Origin of the sequence: Acinetobacter sp. 40AMC3-4, from assembly GCF_049898185.1 — a bacterium.
GTDB lineage: Bacteria > Pseudomonadota > Gammaproteobacteria > Pseudomonadales > Moraxellaceae > Acinetobacter.
Genome location: NZ_JAFCXG010000001.1, coordinates 123737 through 148560 on the forward strand (window position 1 = coordinate 123737; position 24824 = coordinate 148560).

A 24824-nucleotide genomic window follows, 5' to 3' on the forward strand; every position below is an offset into this window, starting at 1 on the left:
AGAATGGGTTAATTTAGATTTTTAGAAGAAAATTCCTTATTTCAGTCAATATCGGATGTTATGAATGTTCAATGTCTCATAAAGTTTATAGATCATTGCTTTCTTTTTAGTCATTTCTCTCTATAATTTTTCATATGAGCAATAACAATATTTTGGCAGCATGAAAAATCGCATCCTAATTACTTTATTGATGAGTCTGGCAATAAGCGGCTGCCAAAAACAGCAAGCAGAGAATTCAGCCGAGGCTGCTGCAAATATTAAAGCGCAGTTTGAACAGTCAGATAATCAACTCAGTGCTTATTTGGACAAACTCGACTCTTCAACAATTAGTCTGGAAGAAAGAACACGCATCCTGTGTGAACAATATCCTAAAGAATATAAAAATAACTATATGCCTGCCTTGCTAAAACTTGCACCCAAGGAATATACAGAAAAAGAGTTGCTCACCGACCTAGACAATGCCTTGAATTTCTACAAGCTGAAAGCCAATATTCAGTGTTGATCTATGTTCAGTCTAATTGTGAAATGAAATTTATAAAAAACCGCCTGATTCAGGCGGTTTTTTTATGAAGAGCGTATATCTTAAAAAGAATTAACGCTGTGGTTTTCACTGATCTTGTTGATTACGTGAACGTTGTTGCTGTTGGTTACTGTTTTGCTGTGGCTGTTGTTGCTGTTGGCCTTGCTGGTTTTGTTGCTGCTGGTCGCGCTGTTGCTGATTGTGTTGACCATCTTGTGGCTGTTGTTGTTGCTGGTTATTTTGTTGCTGATTTGGGTTTTGCTGGTTATTTTGTTGACGCTGCTGATCTTGATTGCGCTGTTGATTTTGCTGTTGCTGTTGTTGTTGCTGTTTCTGTTGGTCTTGCTGTTGATTATTAGCCATGGTGGTATTCCTTACTATTTGCTTTAAATTAAAAGCCGATAGGTTTCGACTTAATATCCACTCTACGCATTTTTTAGATTTCGCCAACCTTTAACCTGTTACAGATTAATTCAATGTAAAAAATAGTAAGATAAGTACTTGAAGTGGAGATTAATGCGCAACATAAATTACCTGATATAATGCAACAGAAACATAATGAAAGATTATATAGGTCAAAAATTTATTATCCAATAAAAGGAATAACTTAAGTCCTATTTCATATATATGAAATTTTTAATAAAATTTAAAAATCGTTATCAAATAGAATCAATTAATACCTATGTTATTGATATCTATTAATATATAAAAATCAATCTAAATCTTCTATATTTTTAAAAGATTAAATAAAATATTAAAAATCCAATTTTTTTGAATATTCTTAAGTGTAAGGAAATACGACACTTAACATGACCTCACCAATAACACTTAAGCTGTTTCGAATTTATCTTGACTTTAAGTTAAATATTTTTAGCTATTAATCTGGTATTAACTTAGGTCAAATCATTGTTTGTAATTATATTTATTAATCTATTTATAATGAATAAGCCTCTTTAAAAGAGGCTTATTCTATTCAGTTTTTATTAGATATTGACTACTTTGACGATAATCGTTTGAGTATCTTCCTGCTCTTCGGCCAGATACAAACGTTTAAGCTCTTTGCTTTTCACTTTGAACTGCAAATTCTGATAAGAAATCGTGCTTGGTATCTGATCAAAATATTGACCATCAGCGTCAATTTCTTCCTGAAATAATGGTGTACCCAATTGATAGTCAAGACTTTTTAAGACTACATATTTTACTGTGGTTTTCATTCCAACACCCTACTTTCACTAAGCACTTTATTTTTATTTTTACCACTGTTCCGCCTGAGAAGAAACCTCTATTTTTGAAAATAGCCCAAACTTTAACCACTCAGATTTTGCGATCAGGTCAACATGAAATTACACTGATCTATGAAAAAAATTTTAACTTTCATAAAAATATAAATATACTTGGAGTTGATCGACAGAAAAAAATCTGTCTAGATTGATCTAAAATCACTCCCACAAAGAAAATATAGAGACTATGATAAAAACCTGTTGCGGCTTACTCGAAGAGAAAAACATAAAAATTGCCTTTATCGAAAGCGCAAGTTCTGGATATCTCAGTAGCCAGTTCTCCATTTGTAAAGGAGAAGGTGCCGAAATTCTGATTGGTGGTTTGATCTGCTACGATGTAAGTGTCAAGACTTCAGTATTGGGCATTTCCAAGAATCTGATCAATAGTCATACTGCGGAATCTATGCCGGTAACGGTTGTTCTGGCGGAAGCAGGTAAAAAAATGTTCCGTGATGCTGACTGGATTATTGCCTGTACAGGATTGCTTAAACCAGGTGGTAGCGCGACACCAGAGAAACCGGAAGGGACTTTTTTTGTGGCCATTAATGATGGCACGCAAATCCATCAGTTCCAGTATTATCTCAAAGGCTCGCCACTTGAACGCCTTAATAAACTGTCAGCTGTGGTTGCACATGACATGATCAATCTATTGAATAACAGCTAAGCTTTCAAAGTTATTATGTAGCCTGAATAAGCTTCATTATTTCTACCGTATTTTAAGATAGATTGGCATGATCAAATGCCAATCTATTTTTTTGAGGGTGGAATGACCATGAATATTAAAACCGCACTGCTTCTGCTCCCTCTGAGCTTGCCCAGTCTGGCTTTCGCTACTGTAGGCGGCCCACAAAATATTGAAGTTCTAGGCTATGAAGTCAAAGAACAGAAGCTTTATATCATGCGTCATTATCTTGATGGTCGTGGACGCTTGCCTCAACTGTATTATTATAATTTTAAATCCCAAAAACCAAATCAACTGGTTCAGGTCAATTCCTTATATATCAATCCTAAAACCAAGCGCATCGATTATGATCAAGACAGTCGCAAGTTTGATCAGGACATTGCCAAAATCAAAAAACGTTTAGTTCCATTAAATCCAATTCAAAAATCAAAGCCACAGCTTAAGGTGTTAAAGACAACGAAAGGTAGCGCGCCTGCCTGGCATGATCCTCAGGAAAAAGTGCCAAAATGGACCTATCAATATCAAGTGAAATCTGGCTCACAAAAAAGTCCGGTTCAGCAAGCAGTCAGTTATCAGCAAGGCTTGAAAATTAGCCAGGCCTATAAAGTTCCGCGACAGAATAAGACCCTGGTAATAGTAAAGTATCTGGGTATTCCTTTTGAAACAGGTTATAGCATTGAAGATCCGGCACTGTTAAGCCGATAACAGAATTCACTAAAAAAATAAGGTCTCAATTGAGACCTTATTTTTATTCTAGGACATTTACGGATTAAGCCGCTGTAGAACGCTCAGCGATTGGCACTACTTTACGTAGTTCTGGTCCGGTATAGTCTGCGCTTGGACGGATAATACGGTTGTCAGCACGCTGTTCCATCACATGCGCTGCCCAGCCTGTCACACGTGACATAACAAAGATCGGGGTAAACAGCTTAGTTGGAATGCCCATGAAATGATAGGCAGATGCATGGAAGAAATCCGCATTACAGAATAATTTCTTCTCACGCCACATGACTTCTTCACAGCGTACAGAGACTGGATACAGTACCGTATCACCGACATCTTTGGCCAAACGCTCAGACCAGACTTTGATAATGCCATTACGCGGATCATTGTCCTTATAGATCGCATGACCGAAGCCCATGATTTTTTCTTTACGTTCCAGCATGCCCAGCATTTCACGCTCAGCTTCTTCTGGTGATTTCCAGTTTTCAATCATGTCCATCGCAGCTTCGTTAGCACCACCATGTAAAGGGCCACGCAAGGAACCGATTGCACCGGTAATACAGGAATGCATATCTGACAGCGTTGATGCACACACACGAGCGGTAAAAGTCGAAGCATTGAATTCATGCTCTGCATACAGAATCAAGGAAACATTCATTACCTGTTCATGTAGCTCATTTGGTTTTTCACCATGCAGAAGATGCAGGAACTGTGCACCAATCGAATCATCTTCAGTATTTTCTTCAATACGTACGCCGTCATGACTATAACGATACCAGTAACAAATGATTGCCGGCAAAGTTGCCAAAATACGGTCTGCGATATCCTGTTGCTGCTCAAAAGACTGCTCAGTTTCAAGATTGCCCAGCATGGAAACGCCAGTACGCATCACATCCATTGGATGCGAGTCGGCAGGAATACGCTCAAGGACTTCTTTTAATGCCTGAGGTAAAGTGCGCAAGGATTTCAGTTTGGCTTTGTAGGCAGCCAATTGCTCTGCCATCGGCAATTCTCCGAAGAAAATCAGATAAGCGACTTCTTCAAACTGGCAATGTTCAGCCAGATCCTGCACGTCATAACCGCGATAGGTCAGACCTGCGCCACTTTTGCCTACTGTTGAAAGTGAGGTTTTACCCGCCACTTGTCCGCGCAATCCTGCGCCAGTGAGTACTTTTCCTTCAGCCATTTTTTTAATTCTCCTGTTTAAACAGTTTATCTAATGTGTCTTCAAAGCTGTGATAATCTAAAAATTCGTAGAGTTCTTTTCGTTGTTGCATGATATCCAGCACATTTACCTGAGTACCATGTTCGCGCACCGAACGCATCACCTCAAGTGCAGCTTTTTGCATTGCACGTGTCGCTGACAATGGATACAGCACCATGCCAATGCCCTGCTCAGCCAGTTCACCTACCGTATAATACGGTGTATCACCAAATTCGGTAATATTTGCCAAGACTGGCACACCGACCGCATCACACACTGTACGGTACATGGTGATATCGGTCATCGCCTCAGCAAAGATCGCATCTGCACCCGCTTCAACACAGGCAGAAGCACGATCAATCACGGCTTGCAAGCCTTCTTTTTGTAGCGCATCGGTACGCGCCATCACCACGAAGTTTGAATCGGTTTTCGCATCTACAGCCGCTTTGATACGATCGACCATTTCCTGCTGCGATACGATTTCTTTATTTGGACGATGACCACAACGCTTCTGTGCCACCTGATCTTCAATATGAACCGCAGCGGCTCCTGCTGTAATCATCTGCTTAATCGTGCGGGCAATATTTAATGCACCGCCCCAACCGGTATCAATATCAACCAGTAAAGGTGTATCCACACGCTCAGTGATCCGGCGTACATCTTCAAGAACATTATCCAGGCTGGTCATGCCCAGATCAGGCAAACCATAAGAATAATTCGCGACACCCGCACCTGATAAATAAATGGCTTTATAACCGACCTGTTTGGCCATCATGGCAGCATAGGCATTTACTGTGCCCATAATTTGCAATGGTTTCTCGACTTCAAGCGCTTGTCTAAATCTTAAACCTGCAGACATTTGTTCTGTCATCTTCCTTTTCCACAGTCTTGGCTATAATTATTGAAATTCGAGTATACTCATTTGGCTTGCTCATTCCATAACCTGATAGAACAAATACTCTAAAACTTTAGTCAAATTTTTAAGTTTTGCTTTACCTAATTAGCAAATAGCGCCCTTATCCGGCGCAATTATGAAATATGTGCATATATTTGCTATGATGGCGTTTCAATCTCTATTGACATGTTGATGTACTATCTCCTATGCAAGACCTCGCCCTAGAACCGCTCGCCAAAGATCTGCCACAGACCAAACGTGGTCATGAGCGTTGTATTGCGCTGCTGATCAGTGCAACCGAGCTATTTCTGGAACGGGGTTATGATGCTGTGTCTCTGGATGATATCGTCCAGCATGCCGGTGGCTCCAAAGCCTCTATTTATAAGTACTTTGGCAATAAAGAGGGCTTGTTTAAAGCCATCTGCGATTATCGTCGTATCAAGTTTTTTGAAGATATCAGTATTCCGATCGAACTGATGGCACTGGATTTTCGTAGTTATTTAGTACACACGTTGCTTAATTTTTATCACCAGATTATGCAACCGGAAAACTCGGCCTTTATGCGTCTGGTGCTGGAACAAAGCCAGCGTAATCCTGAACTTGCTCAGCATATTCATGAGCGAGGCCCGGTGCATGTGCAAAGTGCCATTGCCACGGCTTTAGAACAGGCAGATGCGCAAGGTTTATTGCATTGCGAAAATCCACAATATTCGGCGCAGCTGTATTTTGGTATTTTGCGCAATCTGGAATGGCGTATTCTGATGGGAATTCCGGTACAGGAAGATGATCAGGAAATCGACAAATACATCAGTTATTGTGTGGATCGCTTTTTAGACGGTCATCAAAAAGTCTAGTTTTTTTGCATTTTTCATTGCTTATAGTATATTAGCCGATTCCGTATTTTTTTCTTAAACTAACCAACAACTGATTGTTGATCGAGTTTTTCGGCAATTATTGTGGAGTAACGAATGGCTCTCCGTCACTTTCTCACCTTACGCGATTTATCAACTTTAGAACTTAACCAGATTTTGCAACGCGCAATTGAGCTTAAGCGCAAACAGCATAACAATGAAGTGTTCCAACCATTTGTTGGTAAAGTGATGGGCATGATTTTTGAGAAATCGAGTACCCGTACGCGTGTTTCGTTTGAAGCTGGCATGAGCCAATTTGGTGGTAGCGCGATTTTCCTGTCTTCACGCGATACCCAGTTAGGTCGTGGTGAACCGATTGAAGATTCTGCACGTGTGATTTCAAGCATGCTGGATATTGTGATGATCCGTACTTTCGGCCATGATATCGTGGAGCGTTTTGCATCTTATTCAAAAGTTCCAGTGATTAATGCGTTGACTGATGACCACCACCCTTGCCAGTTACTTGCTGATATGCAGACCTATGTAGAGCAACGTGGCTCAATTGAAGGGAAAACTGTGGCCTGGATCGGTGATGGCAACAATATGTGTAACTCTTATATTGAAGCTGCACATATGTGGGGCTTTAATCTGAAAATTGCAGCGCCAAAAGGCTATGAGCCACAAGAAAAATTCCTGTCTGAATTTGCGCATTGCGTGGAACTGGTTCCTTCTGCTGAAGATGCAGCGGTAAATGCCGACCTGATCGTGACTGACGTTTGGGCAAGCATGGGCCAGGAAGAAGAGCAAAAGATCCGTGAAAAAGCCTTTGCAGATTATCAGGTGAATGAACGTCTGATGGATCTTGCACATCCGGATTGCTTGTTTATGCACTGCTTGCCTGCGCATCGTGGCGAAGAGATTTCAGAAAATCTGCTTGACCATAAAAATGCTGTGGTTTGGGATGAAGCGGAAAATCGCCTGCACGCGCAAAAAGCCTTGGTTGAATTTCTGATTAATGAAAATCTGAAAAAAGACTAATTTTTAAGATGAATCTTCACAAATTAAGCACCAATCTCTGGTGCTTTTTTTGTCTCAGCTCTTATAATCATTGTTGAAATGGAATAAAAGTGATTTTATACAATGCAAAAAAAATATTGGGCTTTGGCACTCTTGACTGGTTTTAGCAGTGCTGCCTTACCGGTGCATGCTTCTGAATTTGACCAATATCTTCAAGAAAAAAATATTATTGACAGCAAATTTAAAATTCAGAAAAAAACTGAACTGAATGAATTACTCGCAGTGCTCAGTGCAGAAGATTCCAGAACTTTACCGTTGCAGATTGATCAAAATACGATTATTGAACAATTACAGTTAAGTGCCAATAAAACCACACTGAAAGGCATGATCATCACGCCCGATTTTAGCCAGTTTGAAAAAGACCTGGGGCGCAAAGAAGTGATGAAAGTCATTCGCAATAATCTGCTCAATAATTGTGAAATTTTCTTTGAACATCGCTATCAGATTGAGAACCCATACAAGGTTGAACTCAGCCTGAACTCGCAGACACAAACCTATAAAACTGATATTTCCCAGAAAGATTGCAAATTAAAATAATCTAACTAAATAAGACATCAAGTTTGATTTGAAATTAAAAAATCCAAAAACAAAAAAAGGTAGCTCTAGCTACCTTTTTTGATAAGGTTTGTTATTATATCCTGCTAACGCACCAGACCTTGCGGCTGCAAAATAATAATCAGTGCACCCAGTATCACCACCATGCCACCAAGCAGATCCCAACGCGATAAAGTCACTTGATCAACGAAGCGCAACCAAATCAGTGCTGAAAAAATATAGATACCGCCATAAGCGGCATAGATCCGTCCTGAAGCAGCTGGATGCAAGGTTAACAGCCAGACAAAAACTGCTAAAGCCAGAGCTGTCGGAATCCATAACCAGTGGCTTCTCCCCTGATTTAAAATTAGATAAGGAAAATAACAGCCTAAAATTTCCATCAGTGCTGTGACCAAAAACAGGAAAAATGTCGTGAACAACTTGGTAATTTGAATATCCATAATTTATCTTTTGAACTAGATGAATGAGTTTAATGCTTTAAAATATGAATGCATGAAAAAACCCGTGCAAGCACGGGTTTGATCTTTCTTGTTCATTAGGCCGGTTCAGCAGTCTGATCTTCAAAAACCTCAAGTTTTAAGCCAACCGCTTTACCATTTTCTTTTTTAACCGATACTGCAACATTGCCGCCATTTTCAGCCAGTTCACCAAACAGGATCATCTCAGCAAGCGGTTTTTTCAGGTGCTCCTGAATCAGACGTTGCATTGGACGTGCGCCCATTAAACGGTCATAGCCATGTTCTGACATCCATTCACGTGCGCTTTGATCCACTTCCAGCATGACTTTTTTGTCATCCAGTTGTGCTTGAAGTTCAGTCAGGAATTTATCCACGACATTTTCAATAATGCTGCTTGGTAATGCCTTGAACTGAATCACGCCGTCGAGACGGTTACGGAATTCTGGCGAGAAGGCTTTCTTCATCGCTTCCTGATTATCGTTACTATTGTCTTGTTCCATAAAACCAATGCTGACACGTGAAATACTTTCAGCACCAATATTGGTTGTTAGTACCAAAACCACGTTACGGAAATCAGATTTACGCCCATTGTTATCGGTCAATGAACCATGATCCATAATCTGCAATAACAGATTAAACACATCTGGATGCGCTTTTTCGATCTCATCGAGCAATAGCACACAATGTGGATTTTTATGAATCGCATCGGTCAATAACCCACCCTGATCAAAACCGACATAGCCCGGAGGTGCACCGATTAAACGAGACACTGCATGGCGTTCCATATATTCCGACATATCAAAACGAACCAGTTCCACACCCATCTGTTTCGCGAGCTGCTTGGTCACTTCGGTTTTACCAACACCTGTAGGACCCGCAAAGACAAAACTACCTACAGGCTTATCTGGAGACTTCAAACCGGCACGTGACAGTTTAATCGCAGATGCCAAGGCCTCAATCGCTTCATCCTGACCAAAGACCACACGTTTCAGATCGCGCTCAAGATTTTCCAGCACGCTCTTATCATCTTTAGAAACAGTTTTTGGTGGAATACGCGCAATTTTAGAGACGATGTCTTCAATATTTTCCACAGTAATCAAACTGTCGTCTTGCTCCGCTTTTAAACGGCGCTGAGCACCGGCCTCATCAATGACATCAATCGCCTTATCTGGCAAGAAACGGTCGTTGATAAATTTTGCAGAAAGTTCTACCGCAGAAACCAAAGCTTGATCGTCATATTCCACATGATGAAAATCTTCAAACTTCGATTTCAGACCACGTAGGATATCAATAGTTTCAGAAATAGATGGCTCGTTCACATCAATTTTCTGGAAACGACGTGACAAAGCATGATCTTTCTCAAAGACCTGGCGGTATTCCTGGAAAGTGGTTGAGCCAATGCAACGTAAAGAACCATTTGCCAACGCCGGTTTGATCAGATTCGATGCATCCATGGTACTGCCCATACTCGAGCCTGCACCAATAATCATGTGAATTTCATCAATAAACAACACGGCTTCAGGTTTCTTTTTCAGCGCATTTAAAAGCTGTTTCAAGCGTTTTTCAAAATCACCACGGTATTTGGTTCCTGCTACCAAAGCACCAATGTCCAGACTGAAAATTTCAGCATTTTCCAGTGGTTTTGGCGCTTTACCATTGACGATTAACCAAGCAAGACCTTCAGCAATTGAGGTTTTACCAACTCCCGGATCACCGACAAGGAGTGGATTGTTTTTACGACGGCGGCAAAGGATTTGCGCGGCACGCTCGATTTCTTTTTCACGACCAATCAGTGGATCGGTCTTGCCTTTTTGTGCTTCAACATTCAGGTTAGTGGTATAAAGTTCAAGTGGACCTGAACTTGCTGAAGATGCTGATTCGCCATCTAGGTCTTCGATTTCTTCTTCAGACTGTACATCTTCTTTACGGGTACCATGAGACAGGTACTGAGTCAGGGTCAGACGGTTAATTTGATGACGTTTAAGCAGATAGACTGCAAATGAGTCACGCTCAGAATACATGGCAACCAGAATATCAGCACCTTCTACAGTACGATCGCCACCGCTTGATTGCACGTGAAAAATCGCGCGTTGCAAGATCCGGTCGAAGCTTTCTGTCGGGTGTGGTGCCTGATCACTATTTTCACCAAGTTTAGGGGTATGTTGTTCTACGTACTCTTCTAATTCCTTACGCAACACGATGATGTCCGCACCACATGCTTTCAGGGCATTCACGGCGGAATCGTTGTCAAGCAAGGCTAACAATAAATGTTCTACGGTCAGGAACTCATGTCTCTTTTGACGAGCCATGCTGACAGCCAAACGTAGTGATACTTCTAATTGACGACTGAGCATGTAACCCCCTTAATCTTTAGGCTCTATTTGGCAAAGTAACGGATGACCTTGTGATCGAGCATAATTATTGACTTGGTTCGCTTTGGTCTCCGCAATGTCTCGAGGATAGACCCCAGCTACACCCTTTCCTTCATAATGTACAGTTAGCATTACTTGTGTAGCTTGGTCAAGATTCATTGCAAAGTATTGTTGTAAAATTTCAATTACAAACTCCATCGGCGTATAGTCGTCATTTAATAAAACAACGGCATACAACGGTGGACGTTTCAGTTCTGGCGGTGCAGTCTGTACAGCTAGGTCAGAATCACCGTCTTCAGAGGGTTCATTTGCTAAACGTGGGCTGATATGCCAATCAACGATTCCAGACTCATTAAAAGAATTTTTAATATCACTTAAACACATTTGACGTTTATTGCTGGGCATAAGATTTATATTTCACACTTAATTTGCATTTGCTTCGGTTTTCGGAATTTCTGACAAGGTGGCAGACTGATTTTCGACTGCTTTGCCCTGTTCCCAACTAAAACGACGAATCACAGGCTTGGCACCGGTGAGACGCACTTCAATAAATTCTGGTTTAAAGCCTTTCGGCATGGTCCAGCGGCCAGTGAGTCGCTCATAATTTTCAAAATTAAAGTTTTTATCTTCCAGTGGTACCACCAGAATTTCAGTCCCTTTAATCAGGCGCAATTCCACACTACCTGAGGCACGGCTTTTGCCTGGACTGACCTGAACCAGATCAATCTGGTATTCAAAGGCATTTTCGGGTAATGGTTTAATCGACAGGTTTTGAACCGCCAATGCCAGACCACCACGCTGACGCAAGATCTCGCGATAAATGGTTCCCACACTTTCGGCCTGCACCTGTTCATCACGTGCCTTGGTCATGGCCAGATACAGATCATTGGCATTACTGACAGCCAGATCACGCTCCTGAACCGCAGTATTCAGCGTCTTGTTCAGTGTTTCCAGACTGGCTTTCTGAGTCTGTACCACATCGACCAGTTGCTCTGCATCCGCATCATAACCCGCCGCAGTCAAACCCTGACGATGTCCTACGGTATATCCGAGTACGCCACTGCTTAAGATCAATACAGCCGCACCAATGGCTAAGGGCGTATTGCCTTTCATGAATGGTTTCTTAGTACCGGGTTCCTGAGGAAGCGTCGTATTTGACTCGTTATTCGGCATTTTGATCTCTTGTTTGCTTTAATCAAGACACACATTTAAATGCAAATCTAAATGTGTGTGAAGTTCTAATACGTTTTTTATGGTAATAAACCAATATTATTTAAGCCAGCATCTTCAGCAAAACCAAACATCAGGTTCATGTTTTGCACAGCCTGACCTGCTGCGCCTTTTACCAAATTGTCTTGTGCAACCAGGATCACCAGTTTTGTTGGTTGTGGCTTATACAAGGCAATACGCAACTGATTCGCTCCACGCACTGAACGGGTTTCGGGTGAGCTACCCGCCGGCATAACATCGACAAATGCTTCATTGGCATAGAACTGCTCATATAGCGCTTGTAAATCTGCTGCTTGGCCTGCTTCAGTTAAATCGATATAGATGGTCGACAACATACCACGGATCATTGGCACCAAATGCGGTACAAATAAAATATGATCAAACACATTTTTTTGACCTGAAATATTTTCCAGTGCTTCGACAATTTCAGGATGATGGCGATGACCCGCTACACCATAGGCCTTAAAGTTATCAGCATTTTCAGAATAAATCATGCCCAGACTAGCTTTACGACCTGCACCTGATACACCCGACTTGGCATCGATAATAATGCTTTCAGGTTTCACCAATACTTCAGCCGCTTTTAAAACTGGCGCCAGACCTAACTGAACTGTGGTTGGATAACACCCCGGATTCCCGATCACATTGGCTTTTTTAATGTCTTCACGATTCAATTCAGATAAACCGTAAACAGAATCTTTTAACAGTTCTGGACATGCATGTTGCATGCCATACCATTTTTCAAACTGTGCAAGATCTTGTAAACGGAAATCGGCAGCTAGGTCGATCACTTTGGTATTTGCAGCGACCAGCTCTTCGGCATGTTTCATTGCGACACCATGCGGTGTTGCAAAGAACACCACATCGCATGATTTTAATAAATCCAGACTTAAATCGGAAAATTTAAGATCGGTATGCCCGCGCAAGCTTGGGAACATGTCATCTACACGACGACCTGCTTCAGTACGTGATGTCAGTGCTGTTACATTTACATCTGAATGTCGTAGCAAAAGACGTAAAAGTTCAACGCCTGTATAACCCGTACCACCCACAATACCCACTGAAATCACGATGATTACCTCAAATAAATGTTTCCTTTATAAGGCCTAGTATGACAGGAAGTTGAGGTTTTCTAAACCATTTCACTGGGGTTTGCTGGTTTTTTAATTGATCAGTAGGATAAGGCCGGTTTAGAGGATTAAATGCATAGATTGCTTAGGCTATTTTAATAGAGTTATATGGACTTATTAATTATGCTTTTAGGCACCCCACCAATATGGCAACGGCGTATTTTTCAGCGTTATACGATGCTGCTGGAAATGCTGATCATGCTTGGCAACTTCTGCCCAAAACCGTGGACTATGATCAAAATGCTTTGTATGTACCAGTTCATGGACAGCGACATAACGCGCGACTTGTTCAGGAAATAATACCAGCGCGCTGTTCAACATAATGTCATGTTTGGCAGAACAACTGCCCCATCGGGTTTTGGGATGTCTAATGTTGCAGTTTTTAAAAGGCAAATGACATTGCTGGGAGACGAGATTTAAATATGAAGGAAGCTGTTCTTTTGCGTAGGCAATCACGAAAGTTTTTAAATATTCTTCAGGATGTCGGTCACTGATCCAAAGCTGTAGATCTTCATGATCAAAAATAAAGTTGTTTTTCTGGCTGTGATAAGAAATTTTTACTGCTGCTTTTAGATTGAATAACCGCAGCTCACTCGGTAGCGTCCGGTCAATATTTTCGATTTTTTCCTGCTGGGATTGCCAGGTTTTAATCAGCCAGCTTTCAGATTGTTCAATAAAATGCTGTATCTGTTTTTTGCTGCAAAAAACCGGTGCTGTAAGGCGAATCTGTGTTGCATCGACACGCAAACGTAACCGTGTTGAACGGACATTTCGGGTGATTTGAATTTCGGGTAGGTCGGATAAGGTCATTTTTTATATTTAATCATTTTTTTAATCCTCCCCCTTGCGTAGCAGTGCTACTCACCCTTATTAAGGAGGGAGAAAAGCCCCTCTTAAAAAATCTAAAATGAGGCTTTTCTTGCACAAAAGTTAAAGCAGTACTTTAACTTCTGTTCAGGATTTGGGGAGATTTTAAAATTAAACCGCTGTACGCTCTTCAATTCCGTTATCCGTCGCGACAATTGCGATATCTGCTTTGTTGATCGCAAAGATACCGTTACACACCACGCCCGGAATATCGTTTAAGGTTTTTTCCAGTTCAAGCGCATTCAGAATATTGAGGTTATATACATCTAAAATCACGTTACCGTTGTCAGTTACCACACCTTCACGATAAGCAGGATCGCCACCTAAAGATACAATTTTACGCGCAACAGCAGAACGCGCCATTGGAATCACTTCTACCGGAAGCGGGAATTCACGGCCCAATTGTCCCACCCATTTTGAATCATCAACGATACACACGAATTTTTTCGCGATAGAGGCAACAATTTTTTCACGTGTGAGCGCTGCGCCGCCACCTTTGATCATATGCATATGACGATCAATTTCATCTGCGCCATCAACATAAGCATCCAGACCACTGACAGAGTTCATATCCACTACTTCAATACCGAGCTTTTTTAAGCGCTGTGCAGTTGCTTCTGAACTGGCTACCGCAGCTTCCAATTGCAGCTCAGGTAATAAGTCAATTAAAAAGTTTACAGTACTGCCTGTACCTACGCCTAAAATGCCCCCTTTTGGCAAGTGTTTTAAAGCGGCTTTAGCTGCTGCTTGTTTTTTCTCATCTTGGGTTGCATATAGACTCATGGCTTCACTCAACTATTTTGGACTTTTGCAGCTTTTTTAAACCGCAAAGCCGTGTGGTTTGTTACAATAAGCCCCTATTTTAAACTGTTAGATGGAAAATTAACATGCTGTCTCGTTTGGTTCGACAAATTTTACAAGCAACGGTCTACGATGTTGCAATCGAAACTCCACTCGAAGCAGCGCCACGAATTAGCGAACGACTCAATAATAACATCCGCTTTAAACGTGAAGATTTACAACCGGTTTTTTCATTCAAACTACGCGGTGCCTATAACCGTATTAGTCAACTACCGAAATCACAAATGGAACGTGGCGTTATTACTGCTTCAGCGGGCAACCATGCACAGGGCGTGGCACTCTCAGGGAAAAAGCTGGGTATTCGCGCGATTATTGTGATGCCTAAAACCACACCTGATATCAAGGTACAGGCGGTTAAACGTCTGGGTGGCGAAGTGGTTTTGCATGGTGATTCATTTGATGTTGCCAATAAATATGCGATTCAACGTGCCCAGGAAGATGGGATGACTTTCATTCCGCCTTATGATGATGAACTGGTGATTGCTGGCCAAGGCACGATTGCCAATGAAATTCTGCGTCAATGGCGTGATGTCGACTATGTGTTTGTCGCAGTTGGTGGTGGTGGCCTGATCGCAGGTGTTGCAGCGTATTTAGGTGATGTCGCACCACACGTTAAAGTCATTCCAGTTGAATACGACGAATCTGCCTGTTTAAAAGCTGCTTTAGAAGCCAATGAGCGTGTCATTCTTCCATCTGTGGGCTTGTTTGCTGATGGCACGGCGGTAGCCCAAATTGGTGAAAAACCATTTGATGTGATTCGTCTGCAAAAGTCGGACAATTCAGGCCCGATCGTTGAACCGAATGTGGTGCTGGTGAATACGGATGAAGTCTGTGCAGCGATTAAAGACACTTATGACGAATGCCGTAGCATTGTCGAACCATCTGGTGCAATGGCTCTGGCAGGTATTAAAAAATACGTGGCTGAACATGGCATCGAAGGGAAGAACATGGTGTCGATTGTCTGCGGCGCCAATATGAACTTCGACCGTTTACGCTATATCGCTGAACGTACTGAATTGGGTGAACGCAAAGAAGCGATTTTTGCCGTGACGATTCCAGAACAGAAAGGTTCATTCCTGAGTTTCTGCCGTGCATTACAAGGCCGTAATATCACTGAATTTAACTATCGTGCCAGTGATGCTTCTGCGGCACAGGTCTTTGTCGGTATTAGTCTGAAAAATGGCGAGAAAGAACGTCAGGAAATTTATGAAACCTTAAAATTCCAATATGACGTTGATGATCTGTCTGATGACGAAGTGGCCAAACTGCATATCCGTTACCTGATCGGTGGTCATGCCGATATTGAAAATGAACGCCTGTTCCGAGTGGAATTCCCGGAGCGTCCAGGTGCCCTGCTAATGTTCCTGGAACGTCTTGGCCCAACGCATAACATCACCCTGTTCCATTACCGTAACCACGGCGCTGCAGAAGGTCGCGTACTGGTCGGTCTGGAGGCAGAAGATGCACAGCAAAATCCAGATGGTTTGATTGAGACATTGGAAAATATTACTTATCCATATGAAGAAATCACCAATAACCTGGGTTATCAGCGTTTCTTAAAATAATCAGTTTGTTGTAAACCGCCTTTCGAGGCGGTTTTTTTATGTCCGGCTGAATGAAAATGTATGAAGTATTTATGTAAGGCCAGATAGCTGAAAACTATAAAAATCTTTAAGATACATACTTAGACATGAACTGATTTGAAATAAAAAGATTTAAGGAAATATGCATGGCATTATTTGCAGTCATTGGGCTGGGCAGCTTCGGTGCAACAGTGGCGACTCAACTGATCAGCCTGAAACATGATGTGATTGGAATCGATCTCGATAAAAAATATGTGGAAAATATTTCCGATCAGCTCACCCATGCGGTCATTGCCGATGCAACCGATGAGCATGTCCTGGATGAACTGGATATCCAGCGCTGTGAAGCGGTCGTAGTCGCAATTGGTGAAGATATTGAAGCCAGCATTCTGTGTGTACTGCATCTGAAAAATATGGGTGTAAAGAAAATTTGGGCCAAAGCCAAATCCAAAGCCCACCATATGATTTTGACCCATCTGAACGTCGAAAAAATTATTCACCCAGAAGAAGATATGGGCGTCCGTGTGGCACAATCACTCAGCTACCCGATGGTTAGCCGTTATATGTCACTTGAAGATGATCACTATATTGTCAAGATCGAGATTCATGCCGATCATCATGACACTCCTTTACACCAGTTAATGAACCAAGTTCCCGAAATTAAAGTTCTTTTGCATAAACGCGGCCCTGAAATACAGCATATCGTAGATCTTGAGCTGTTACTTAAGGAAGGTGACATTCTGGTGGTCGAAGGATTGCTGGACCCTCTACGCCGTTTGTCCAAGCATTTTAAGGCCATATGAAAAGCTCAAATTTAAACCAGAACAGGATTGTCAATCTCAGTCCACCGAGTCTGCTCGCCTTAGGTTTTCTCGGACTGATTTTTATTGGCTCTTTATTACTGATGCTGCCCTTTGCCCATCAAACTGAAATCAGCTGGTTAGAGGCGATTTTTACAGCGACTTCTGCAGTGACGATTACCGGACTATCTGTGGTCAATGTTGGTGAAGCATATACACCCTTTGGGCAGATCGTAATTATGTTCCTGCTGCAATGTGGTGGCCTCGGCTTTATGACCTTTGCCATACTCGCCTTCATGAGCCTGTCACCTAAACTTGGTTTAAGACAGCAAGTGATGGCACAGGAATCTATTGGCCAGACCAGTTTAAAGAAAGTCAGTTTTACCATTAAAGCAGTATTCCTATATTCTCTGTTTTTCGAAGCGATTGGCACCCTGATTTTAACCTTAGCCTGGCTGGAAGATTATCCTTTTGGTGAAGCGCTGTTTTATGCAGCTTTCTATAGTGTTTCTGCGTTTAATAATGGCGGATTTTCCCTTTTCCCCAATAGCTTGATGAGCTTTTCCGGCCAGTATTTCGTGACCTTTACGATCAGCATGCTGTATATCATTGGCGGGATCGGTTTTCTGGTTCTGATGGATGTAAAACAGAATAAAAACTGGCGCAAGCTTAGCCCGAATAGCAAGCTGATTCTGACTACGATTATGGGCCTTAACCTGAGTGCTTTTATTGTGCTCTGGTTACTCGAAGCGTCTAATCCACAAACTCTAGCGCTGATGAGCGTAGGTGATCAGGCGCTCAATGCCTGGTTCCATGCCACTGTTCCCCGCTCTTCAGGTTTTTATAGTCTGCCTATGGACCAGATGAGCGATGCCTCAAGTCTAGTCACCATTTTTTTAATGTTTATTGGTGGCGGTTCCTTAAGTACGGCGGGTGGAATTAAAGTTGGTACGTTTATTATTGTGGTGATCAGCGTAATCAGTTTTTTAAGACGCGAAGATGAGATCCGGCTGTTTAATCACTCTATTCCTGAAAAAACTACGTTTAAAGCATTGGCCGTCGTGTGTATTACTGCAGCGTTGATCATGATGGGTTTTATGAGCTTATTAATCCTGGAACCTGAGCAGGATTTTCTGGATCTGTTGTTTGAAGCCGTGTCTGCGGCCTGTACCGTCGGTTTGTCCCGAGGGGTAACTGAGGAGCTACAACCTGCCAGTTTGATCATTCTGATGCTGTTAATGTTCGCAGGGCGTCTAGGGCCACTGACGCTTGCTTATTTTATTGCGACTCCCAAAAAGAGTCGTCTCAAACATCCGCCTTCAGAAATCCAGATTGGTTAATTTACCTAGAAAAAACCATGCATCGGCATGGTTTTTTATTTTCATTATAAGGTCATGAAACTTGGAATCTTAGAACCAGTTCATCAATGAGACACCTAAACCGATATACGTGGCACGGTGATTATAATCAATCAGACTTTCTCCGTAGCCATCAAATAGCTGGAATTGGCCACGCAAACGCCCACTGATCGGGAATGACCAATCGAACTGTACGGCTCCACGATTTTCATCTCCACCTTTTAAGGTATGTCGCAGCATTAATGAAAAATCATGCTCCTTATAACGATAAAATGCGGTCATGTCTCCACGGCCGATATAGTTTTTGATTTCTGGATTGTTATCATCTTCTCGCTTCTCTTCAAAGCGATACCAAGGACGAACCATCAAGGCAAAATTGTCTTTTTCAAAACCGAGATTCAGCATCACCCGGTTCCAGCTACGTGATAACGGATCAGAACGGCCATTGGACTGATGATTAATGGTCAATCCCAACATACGCCAGTTAAGACCTAAAAGATCATAGTTGGTACGGAAGATTAAACTGGCTTCGGGTTCATAGTTGGTTTCACGAAACGGACGTGATTCTTCCGAGTTATACACCTGCCAACGTGAAGATTGGGTATAACCAAGCCAGAGATCGCCATTATCTCCCAAGATATTTTCAACCGCCTTGGTCTTTAAAGACAACTGAAACTTTGCTTCGGTTGAGGTAAGATTTTGGTCTTCCTTCACTGTGTTTTCTGGATTTTCACTTTGAGGGAATTCATTTTTCTTTGATGTCCAGAAACCTGGCATCAAATACACTGGCTGATAAGAACGAATGTTCCAGGTGCCTAATTTACTTTCTGGAGAGAGTTCCCAGCGGCTATCCAGCAAAGACAGATTCGGCGTTAGCTTTGATCCTTCAGAAGCATAAATATTGGAAACGGTTTGACCAATTTTCGCTTTTAAATTATCGGGTTCAGGCGCAATTTCTGCTGCTGCACGACGCTCAGAAACGATTGCAGGCTTATCAGTGACCGGAATTTTAAATAAAGTATCATAACAGGCCAGACGCTCTGCACTAATTTCCAGTGCAGCACAGGCTTCAGCCGTTGCCGGCGTGGGACTGTTGACTACTGTTTCTTCCGCATTCACTTGCGTCCCAACTGCACAGCCCAGCAACACGCTCAGCTGTAGAGTTGAGCGCTTAAACGAATTAAGCGCCATCCCTTATCCTCTTTTTTTTATTTATAGAACTTGTTGAATTACAAAACCAAGCTGCTCCAGCATTTCACGTTTTGCCACTGGTGCCACAACGGCTTTCGTCGCCTGCTGCTCGACCAGATAGGTCTGTGCAACACGCTGCAAATCATCCAGTGTGACATTCAATAAACGTTCACGTAATTTTTTACGGAACGCTGGTGTACGTTGATGCAAGTAAGAATAACATGCAGTAATGGCTTCGCCTGCCGGTGAACCCGGTTTATCCATACTGGCGATCAGACCCAGAATGGCTTCTTCCAGTTGATGCGGCTGTTGTGGTGCATTGAGTAACCACTGGATACTGGCATCAAAATCCTGGAAAGTTTCTGCCAGACGTGGGTCACGGTAGCTATAGAAACGGAATGAACAGGCATTGCCGTCATAGCTCGCACCACCGCCATAGGCACCGCCTTTTTCACGAATGGCGCTGTGCAGGAAGCCATTACGCAAATAACCTGCCAGCACCATCAATGCAGCAGCATCAGGGTGTGAAACTTCAACAGCAGGATAAGCAGCCGCACAGAACTGGACATTGGCTTGAATCAACCAGGCTTCGTGCTGGTCATGGGTTACTTTTTCGACTTGAGTTAATGAAACTGGTGCAGAATCAACTTCAAGTTTATCCCAGACATTCTGAATTTCTTCGATCAGATGCTCAGACTGCGGCTCTTCACAGACTAACAGGAATTGCTTTGGTGCTTGCAACAAGACCCGATGAATCCGTTTTAATTCATCAATCAGAAGATCATATTCAGCCGGATCTTTTTCGATCTTAGACACCAGTTCGATCAGCCAGTTCAATGCACCCAAACCGGTATTGTGATAATCACGCAAAGCCAATGCACTATGCTGGCGTGAAGCCGTTTGCATTGCATAGCTATGTCCAGAACCGGAAATACGTGACTGCCAGCGCGTTTTACGCTGTTGTAACAGCTCGATAATACGGTCTTTTTCATCAAAACGAAGCTGTTCAAAACCAATCTTTAACAGACGGATCGCATCGAGATGATTCACCAAAGATTTGGTCGTTAGCGTCAACCAGGCAGTAATCTTGTTTTTGTCATCGACTTTAGAACGCAAAGATGCGCCCATGCCCAGACCGCCACTTACCGCTGTTTGCAGTTGCTGGAACTCAAGATAATCATACTCACCCGCACCGACTTCACCCATCAGGATCGACAGTAGGTTAAAGTAAGGCGACTGCACCACTTCATCCGGAATATTGACCAGAACCTGTTGATAATAAATCCCATTGGTGCCGGCATGATACAGGTTCAACGGCGTATCAACACGGTTACAGATAATCTCACGCAACTGGCCTTGAACAATTTGCAATTCCGCAGGGACATCTTCCAGACCGACTTTCGGCAATAAATTCAAGTCATCCGGCGTGTCCTGACGCACATTCAATGCTTCAGTCTGCGCAATAATTTCAGCTTTCTGTTCTTCAGTCAGATTCTTGCCAATTTCAGCCAAACGCGCTTTTTCATCCGCTGCTTCTTTAGCAGATTTAGTCGCATCCGGAACCAGTGTCAATTGGACACGATGTGGATTATCCAGCAGATGCTCTTTGATCAGATTGGATAACCACATCGGATCTTGCAGCTCTTCTTTGACTGCGGCAATCGCAGAGTCCACATCCCAAACTTCGACCGGATCACGATGATGAATCGCGCTACCCAGACCGCTCAGAATCAAGCTCAAACCATACGGCGTACCATCGCCATTGATTTCACGCTGATGCAATTCAATTTGATGCAGGATCGCATCGACCATGCTCTGATCAACTGGTTTAGAGGCAACATCTTCCAGAACCTTAAACACACCATTTTTAAATTCTTCTGCATGTTCAGGATTTGAACCCTGTACCGCACAGTAGAAAGTCATTTCAAAATTAGAATCATCCACGCCCATGAATGGACCTGTTGCATCAGCATAACCACACGTTTCCAGATAATGACGCAGTGGTGATGCTGAATCTTCTAACAAGATACCTTCAACTAAACGCATACCTAAACGCAGTTTAATGTCACTGGCTTCTGGCAATAACCATGACAGCACATGATAGGTCTTGTCCTGCAGGTCTTCAGCATCAACAGCATAGCTGTCTGTCACCGTCAATGGTGCAGTCAAACGGGTTTCAGGTGTTGGATACAGCGTCTGACCTTTTTCAAATTTGGACAATGCCAGATTTTCAAACTGCTCTTGCAGTTCGAATGCTGTTTTATTGCCAAAGGTCATGAAGACTGCATTACTTGGATGGTAATGTGACTTATAGAAATCAACTAACTCCTGGTAAGTCAGGTCAGGAATATCTTTAGGATCACCACCAGAATTATAATGATAGGTGGTATGCGGATATAAATGATGCGCCAGCGTGTGATACAGCTGGTCTGAAGGCGAACTCATCGCACCTTTCATTTCATTAAAAACTACGCCTTTATAGACAGGCTCGCCATTTTCCAGCTCAATGCGAATGCCTTCCTGGGCAAAATCTAGTGGATTGAGGTTCGCAGCAAATGCTGCATCCATATACACTTCAAGCAGGTTCTGGAAATCCTTGCTGTTCTGCGTCGCAAATGGGTACGCAGTCCAGTCCGCCGCAGTAAAGGCATTCATGAAAGTATTCAGTGAACGGCGAATCATCAGGAAGAATGGATCACGCACCGGGAATTTTTCTGAACCACACAGCGCAGTATGTTCCAGAATATGTGCTTCGCCTTTAGAATCCATCGGCTGGGTACGAAACGCCACCAGAAAGACATTTTCGTCGTGATTGGTCGCCAGATGATAATGTGTGGCGCCAGTCACTTTATGTTTATATTCAGACACGAAAATGTCTAAAGCTTCAACATGTTGTTGACGTACCAACTGAAACGCAGGATGTACAGTTTGAGAAATGGTTTCAGTGACATCTACAGTCATGCGATCTCCTAATGCTTTAATTAAAATAACTAAGCGCATTATAGCTTTAGTTATCTGAATTATTCACGTTGAAAACCGAGGATTTTGATCGAATTAAGTAAACTTGATCATTTGAAAATTAAATCATCAAATTTACTTCCTGCCTCTAGATGAGTATTTACAAGCTTAAGAAATCAGATATTTAAAATAGTTATAGCTTGGATTGTTTTCCACAAATACATAATTCTGCTTTTGATAAAAACTGGCGGCCAGTCGGGTATCTGTTTGCAGGCACAAAGCTGAATAATGCGGACGTGCCAATTGCTCCAGGTAAGCCAAAAGCTGTTTGCCTACGCCATGCTGACGATATTTCGGATGCACATAGAAACGGCGTACACGACCAATGCGGTCTTCAATGCCGTTATCTCCCAATTGCTGGTTTAAGCCGCCACAGGCAACCAATTTCTTGCCATCATGCGCCACCACCAGATATTCATTGGCGTGGCTAAAGCAGTTTTTCCCGGTGCGATATTCTTCTATTAACTTATCTACCAAATTATAGCCTTCTTTACGTGCCAGAGTTGCCAGTGTTTCGATCTGATCCGGGAGTTGTTCGGCTGTTACAATTTTAATATTCATATACGCACACTATTTGAAATTGTTGTGGAGAATGACAGTTGCCAAGCGACTTAAAGTATCATGCCAGGAGCGATATCTCTTTATAAATAAAATGTGATCCTTAAATCAATGCTGCAGCGCCGTAGTGCACAAAAATAAGTCAGTTTTTAGACCAAAGATAGCTGCTGAACAAAATACAGCATTTTTGAAAAGTATTTGAAAATGATTCAGCAAACTACAGCAATCCCAAGCAATCGTGTAAACTTAGGACTTTCATTTTTAATGTGATATTTGAACATGGCAACTGTTGATCTTTTTGCGATTGGTAATGCGCTGATTGACCAAGAATTTAAAGTTTCTGATGACTTTTTAACTGCACATCACTTGCAAAAAGGCACCATGCAACTTGCAGATGGTGAGACTCAGGCCACTCTTTATCAAAATCTTCAAGCGACTCAAGTGTATAAGGGTCAGGCTTCAGGCGGTTCAGCAGCCAACACTACCGTGGCATTTTCTGCGCTCGGTGGTTCTGCATTTTATGGCTGTCGGGTCGGAAATGACGAACTGGGGCACATCTACCTGAAGGGTTTGAATGATGCAGGTATTAAGACCACCACCCAATCGATCAGTGAAGGCGTAACAGGGACATGTATGGTTCTGGTCAGCCCTGATTCTGAACGTACCATGCATACCTATCTGGGTATTACGGCCGAACTGACTGATCAACAAATTGATTTCAGCGCACTAAATAGCGCGAAATGGCTATATCTCGAAGGTTATTTATCAACTTCTGACACAGCACGTCATGCCGTACAACAAGCACGTGATATTGCCCGTGCCAATGGCGTTAAAATTGCCCTAACTTTATCTGATCCTGCCATGGTGCAATACGCGCGTGCCGGTTTGGATGAAATGATTGCAGATGGTGTAGACTTGCTGTTATGTAACCAGCAAGAAGCGCTGATGTATACAGAAACAGATAATCTTGAGGCAGCCCTGCTTAAATTAAAAACAATCAGTCAGCACGTTGTCATTACATTGTCAGCTGAAGGCGCACTGATTTCGGATTATCAAAATACATTTACTGTTCCTGGCCGTAAAGTGCCTGCAGTAGATGCCAACGGTGCCGGTGATGCTTTTGCCGGGGCTTTCCTGTACGGATTGAATGCTAATTTGGGTCTTCAAGCTGCGGCTGAACTGGCGATTCTCATTTCGAGCCAAGTGGTTTCACAATTTGGTCCGCGCCTGGCAGTTGAAGACTATGCGGCATTATTACAAGACTTTCAAAAGGAATGTGCTTAATGTTTAAAATCTGCATGACCGAAGACGTTCCAGAGCGCGAAGCACGCTCTTTTGAGCTTCCTGATGGAGACAATATCTTTATCACACAGCGTGACGGTGCCTTCTATGCCTATCAAAACCTGTGTCCGCATTTGCAGGTTGAACTGGAATTTCTGGAAAACCAGTTTTTGGATCGTGATCAGGAATTTATTGAATGCTCCACGCATGGCGCCTTGTTTCTGGTAGAAAGCGGTGAATGCATTTCTGGGCCTTGCCAAGGTCAAGCACTTGAAAAAGTAGAGATTACCGTGCATTCTGATGGTGGAATTTACCTCTCAGAATAAGACG

Annotated in this window: 25 protein-coding genes; 11 read left to right on the forward strand and 14 right to left on the reverse strand. The window is 42.6% G+C overall.

Annotation, left to right across the window (positions count from 1 at the left end):
• The first annotated feature begins 160 nt into the window (after window positions 1–160).
• On the forward strand, window positions 161–502 hold the full coding sequence (locus ACP7BU_RS00545; protein ID WP_005107130.1) for a hypothetical protein: 342 nt from the start codon (window positions 161–163) through the stop codon (window positions 500–502).
• 105 nt (window positions 503–607) lie between these two features.
• Here the strand turns inward: ACP7BU_RS00545 and ACP7BU_RS00550 are convergent, their stop codons facing one another.
• Window positions 608–883 carry a hypothetical protein gene (locus ACP7BU_RS00550; protein ID WP_425878308.1) on the reverse strand — a complete coding sequence of 92 codons (276 nt, stop codon included), beginning with the start codon at window positions 881–883 and terminating at the stop codon, window positions 608–610.
• A gap of 620 nt (window positions 884–1503) precedes the next feature.
• Window positions 1504–1734, reverse strand: coding sequence for a hypothetical protein (locus tag ACP7BU_RS00555; protein ID WP_004646792.1), 231 nt, complete (start codon window positions 1732–1734; stop codon window positions 1504–1506).
• Between the two features lie 253 nt (window positions 1735–1987).
• Between ACP7BU_RS00555 and ACP7BU_RS00560 the strand changes: the two genes are divergently transcribed.
• Together ACP7BU_RS00560 and ACP7BU_RS00565 are read left to right on the forward strand one after the other, a co-directional pair.
• Window positions 1988–2464, forward strand: a complete 477-nt coding sequence (locus tag ACP7BU_RS00560) for a CinA family protein (protein ID WP_425878306.1) — start codon at window positions 1988–1990, stop codon at window positions 2462–2464.
• A 102-nt stretch (window positions 2465–2566) separates the two neighbouring features.
• Window positions 2567–3187: an aminotransferase gene (locus tag ACP7BU_RS00565; protein ID WP_425878589.1), complete on the forward strand. Its 621-nt coding sequence runs from the start codon at window positions 2567–2569 to the stop codon at window positions 3185–3187.
• A 64-nt stretch (window positions 3188–3251) separates the two neighbouring features.
• Here the strand turns inward: ACP7BU_RS00565 and prpC are convergent, their stop codons facing one another.
• Both prpC and prpB read right to left on the reverse strand, forming a co-directional pair.
• On the reverse strand, window positions 3252–4391 hold the full coding sequence (prpC, locus tag ACP7BU_RS00570) for a bifunctional 2-methylcitrate synthase/citrate synthase (RefSeq protein ID WP_180038691.1): 1140 nt from the start codon (window positions 4389–4391) through the stop codon (window positions 3252–3254).
• A 4-nt stretch (window positions 4392–4395) separates the two neighbouring features.
• The gene (gene prpB / locus ACP7BU_RS00575) at window positions 4396–5280 is read right to left on the reverse strand and encodes a methylisocitrate lyase (protein WP_425878304.1); all 885 of its coding nucleotides are present in this window, start codon (window positions 5278–5280) and stop codon (window positions 4396–4398) included.
• A gap of 230 nt (window positions 5281–5510) precedes the next feature.
• Between prpB and ACP7BU_RS00580 the strand changes: the two genes are divergently transcribed.
• The 3 genes from ACP7BU_RS00580 (at window position 5511) to ACP7BU_RS00590 (ending at window position 7769) form a co-directional block, all read left to right on the forward strand.
• Window positions 5511–6158: a TetR/AcrR family transcriptional regulator gene (locus ACP7BU_RS00580; protein WP_004646788.1), complete on the forward strand. Its 648-nt coding sequence runs from the start codon at window positions 5511–5513 to the stop codon at window positions 6156–6158.
• 114 nt (window positions 6159–6272) lie between these two features.
• On the forward strand, window positions 6273–7193 hold the full coding sequence (argF, locus tag ACP7BU_RS00585) for an ornithine carbamoyltransferase (protein ID WP_004280178.1): 921 nt from the start codon (window positions 6273–6275) through the stop codon (window positions 7191–7193).
• 102 nt (window positions 7194–7295) lie between these two features.
• Window positions 7296–7769 (forward strand): hypothetical protein, encoded by a 474-nt coding sequence (locus tag ACP7BU_RS00590; protein ID WP_425878301.1) that lies wholly within the window; start codon window positions 7296–7298, stop codon window positions 7767–7769.
• Window positions 7770–7873: 104 nt separating this feature from the next.
• On the opposite strand, the gene ACP7BU_RS00595 is transcribed toward ACP7BU_RS00590, so the two are convergent.
• The 7 genes from ACP7BU_RS00595 to rpiA form a co-directional block, all read right to left on the reverse strand.
• Window positions 7874–8227: a YnfA family protein gene (locus ACP7BU_RS00595; RefSeq protein WP_425878299.1), complete on the reverse strand. Its 354-nt coding sequence runs from the start codon at window positions 8225–8227 to the stop codon at window positions 7874–7876.
• Between the two features lie 95 nt (window positions 8228–8322).
• Window positions 8323–10599 carry an ATP-dependent Clp protease ATP-binding subunit ClpA gene (clpA, locus tag ACP7BU_RS00600; protein WP_005100836.1) on the reverse strand — a complete coding sequence of 759 codons (2277 nt, stop codon included), beginning with the start codon at window positions 10597–10599 and terminating at the stop codon, window positions 8323–8325.
• Window positions 10600–10608: 9 nt separating this feature from the next.
• On the reverse strand, window positions 10609–11022 hold the full coding sequence (gene clpS / locus ACP7BU_RS00605) for an ATP-dependent Clp protease adapter ClpS (RefSeq protein ID WP_004279780.1): 414 nt from the start codon (window positions 11020–11022) through the stop codon (window positions 10609–10611).
• An 18-nt stretch (window positions 11023–11040) separates the two neighbouring features.
• Window positions 11041–11790 carry a DUF6776 family protein gene (locus ACP7BU_RS00610; protein ID WP_004279781.1) on the reverse strand — a complete coding sequence of 250 codons (750 nt, stop codon included), beginning with the start codon at window positions 11788–11790 and terminating at the stop codon, window positions 11041–11043.
• Window positions 11791–11867: 77 nt separating this feature from the next.
• Window positions 11868–12923 carry an N-acetyl-gamma-glutamyl-phosphate reductase gene (gene argC, locus ACP7BU_RS00615; protein WP_425878587.1) on the reverse strand — a complete coding sequence of 352 codons (1056 nt, stop codon included), beginning with the start codon at window positions 12921–12923 and terminating at the stop codon, window positions 11868–11870.
• A gap of 183 nt (window positions 12924–13106) precedes the next feature.
• The gene (locus ACP7BU_RS00620; protein ID WP_253145382.1) at window positions 13107–13787 is read right to left on the reverse strand and encodes a M48 family metallopeptidase; all 681 of its coding nucleotides are present in this window, start codon (window positions 13785–13787) and stop codon (window positions 13107–13109) included.
• 168 nt (window positions 13788–13955) lie between these two features.
• Window positions 13956–14627, reverse strand: coding sequence for a ribose-5-phosphate isomerase RpiA (gene rpiA / locus ACP7BU_RS00625; protein WP_004279784.1), 672 nt, complete (start codon window positions 14625–14627; stop codon window positions 13956–13958).
• A gap of 104 nt (window positions 14628–14731) precedes the next feature.
• Here rpiA and ilvA point away from each other — a divergent pair, with 104 nt between their 5' ends.
• From ilvA to ACP7BU_RS00640, 3 genes are all read left to right on the forward strand, one after another.
• Entirely contained in the window at window positions 14732–16270 is a 1539-nt protein-coding gene (gene ilvA, locus ACP7BU_RS00630) for a threonine ammonia-lyase, biosynthetic (protein WP_425878296.1), read from the forward strand.
• A gap of 164 nt (window positions 16271–16434) precedes the next feature.
• Window positions 16435–17091, forward strand: a complete 657-nt coding sequence (locus ACP7BU_RS00635; protein WP_425878294.1) for a potassium channel family protein — start codon at window positions 16435–16437, stop codon at window positions 17089–17091.
• Entirely contained in the window at window positions 17088–18428 is a 1341-nt protein-coding gene (locus tag ACP7BU_RS00640; protein ID WP_425878292.1) for a TrkH family potassium uptake protein, read from the forward strand. Before ACP7BU_RS00635 ends, ACP7BU_RS00640 begins: the two co-directional genes overlap by 4 nt.
• A 69-nt stretch (window positions 18429–18497) precedes the next feature.
• On the opposite strand, the gene ACP7BU_RS00645 is transcribed toward ACP7BU_RS00640, so the two are convergent.
• From ACP7BU_RS00645 to ACP7BU_RS00655, 3 genes are all read right to left on the reverse strand, one after another.
• Window positions 18498–19637 (reverse strand): phospholipase A, encoded by a 1140-nt coding sequence (locus ACP7BU_RS00645; RefSeq protein WP_425878291.1) that lies wholly within the window; start codon window positions 19635–19637, stop codon window positions 18498–18500.
• Between the two features lie 21 nt (window positions 19638–19658).
• Window positions 19659–22598, reverse strand: coding sequence for an insulinase family protein (locus ACP7BU_RS00650; protein WP_425878289.1), 2940 nt, complete (start codon window positions 22596–22598; stop codon window positions 19659–19661).
• 165 nt (window positions 22599–22763) lie between these two features.
• Window positions 22764–23216, reverse strand: a complete 453-nt coding sequence (locus tag ACP7BU_RS00655) for a GNAT family N-acetyltransferase (RefSeq protein ID WP_180087298.1) — start codon at window positions 23214–23216, stop codon at window positions 22764–22766.
• Window positions 23217–23492: 276 nt separating this feature from the next.
• Here ACP7BU_RS00655 and ACP7BU_RS00660 point away from each other — a divergent pair, with 276 nt between their 5' ends.
• Both ACP7BU_RS00660 and ACP7BU_RS00665 read left to right on the forward strand, forming a co-directional pair.
• A complete protein-coding gene (locus ACP7BU_RS00660; RefSeq protein ID WP_004646774.1) occupies window positions 23493–24497 on the forward strand; it encodes an adenosine kinase in 1005 nt (334 codons plus the stop codon).
• Window positions 24498–24511: 14 nt separating this feature from the next.
• Window positions 24512–24820, forward strand: coding sequence for a Rieske (2Fe-2S) protein (locus ACP7BU_RS00665; RefSeq protein WP_004279797.1), 309 nt, complete (start codon window positions 24512–24514; stop codon window positions 24818–24820).
• The last annotated feature ends 4 nt before the right edge of the window (window positions 24821–24824 follow it).

Coding starts and splice junctions, on each gene's coding strand:
- argF (WP_004280178.1), top strand. CDS start 6,273: ATGGCTCTCCGTCACTTTCTCACCTTACGCGATTTATCAACTTTAGAA.
- clpA (WP_005100836.1), bottom strand. CDS start 10,599: ATGCTCAGTCGTCAATTAGAAGTATCACTACGTTTGGCTGTCAGCATG.
- ACP7BU_RS00560 (WP_425878306.1), top strand. CDS start 1,988: ATGATAAAAACCTGTTGCGGCTTACTCGAAGAGAAAAACATAAAAATT.
- ACP7BU_RS00665 (WP_004279797.1), top strand. CDS start 24,512: ATGACCGAAGACGTTCCAGAGCGCGAAGCACGCTCTTTTGAGCTTCCT.
- ACP7BU_RS00565 (WP_425878589.1), top strand. CDS start 2,567: ATGACCATGAATATTAAAACCGCACTGCTTCTGCTCCCTCTGAGCTTG.
- ACP7BU_RS00620 (WP_253145382.1), bottom strand. CDS start 13,787: ATGACCTTATCCGACCTACCCGAAATTCAAATCACCCGAAATGTCCGT.
- ACP7BU_RS00610 (WP_004279781.1), bottom strand. CDS start 11,790: ATGCCGAATAACGAGTCAAATACGACGCTTCCTCAGGAACCCGGTACT.
- ACP7BU_RS00640 (WP_425878292.1), top strand. CDS start 17,088: ATGAAAAGCTCAAATTTAAACCAGAACAGGATTGTCAATCTCAGTCCA.
- prpC (WP_180038691.1), bottom strand. CDS start 4,391: ATGGCTGAAGGAAAAGTACTCACTGGCGCAGGATTGCGCGGACAAGTG.
- rpiA (WP_004279784.1), bottom strand. CDS start 14,627: ATGAGTCTATATGCAACCCAAGATGAGAAAAAACAAGCAGCAGCTAAA.
- ACP7BU_RS00635 (WP_425878294.1), top strand. CDS start 16,435: ATGGCATTATTTGCAGTCATTGGGCTGGGCAGCTTCGGTGCAACAGTG.
- ACP7BU_RS00595 (WP_425878299.1), bottom strand. CDS start 8,227: ATGGATATTCAAATTACCAAGTTGTTCACGACATTTTTCCTGTTTTTG.
- ACP7BU_RS00645 (WP_425878291.1), bottom strand. CDS start 19,637: ATGGCGCTTAATTCGTTTAAGCGCTCAACTCTACAGCTGAGCGTGTTG.
- ACP7BU_RS00650 (WP_425878289.1), bottom strand. CDS start 22,598: ATGACTGTAGATGTCACTGAAACCATTTCTCAAACTGTACATCCTGCG.
- clpS (WP_004279780.1), bottom strand. CDS start 11,022: ATGCCCAGCAATAAACGTCAAATGTGTTTAAGTGATATTAAAAATTCT.
- ACP7BU_RS00550 (WP_425878308.1), bottom strand. CDS start 883: ATGGCTAATAATCAACAGCAAGACCAACAGAAACAGCAACAACAACAG.
- ACP7BU_RS00545 (WP_005107130.1), top strand. CDS start 161: ATGAAAAATCGCATCCTAATTACTTTATTGATGAGTCTGGCAATAAGC.
- ACP7BU_RS00580 (WP_004646788.1), top strand. CDS start 5,511: ATGCAAGACCTCGCCCTAGAACCGCTCGCCAAAGATCTGCCACAGACC.
- ACP7BU_RS00655 (WP_180087298.1), bottom strand. CDS start 23,216: ATGAATATTAAAATTGTAACAGCCGAACAACTCCCGGATCAGATCGAA.
- ACP7BU_RS00660 (WP_004646774.1), top strand. CDS start 23,493: ATGGCAACTGTTGATCTTTTTGCGATTGGTAATGCGCTGATTGACCAA.
- ACP7BU_RS00555 (WP_004646792.1), bottom strand. CDS start 1,734: ATGAAAACCACAGTAAAATATGTAGTCTTAAAAAGTCTTGACTATCAA.
- prpB (WP_425878304.1), bottom strand. CDS start 5,280: ATGACAGAACAAATGTCTGCAGGTTTAAGATTTAGACAAGCGCTTGAA.
- ilvA (WP_425878296.1), top strand. CDS start 14,732: ATGCTGTCTCGTTTGGTTCGACAAATTTTACAAGCAACGGTCTACGAT.
- ACP7BU_RS00590 (WP_425878301.1), top strand. CDS start 7,296: ATGCAAAAAAAATATTGGGCTTTGGCACTCTTGACTGGTTTTAGCAGT.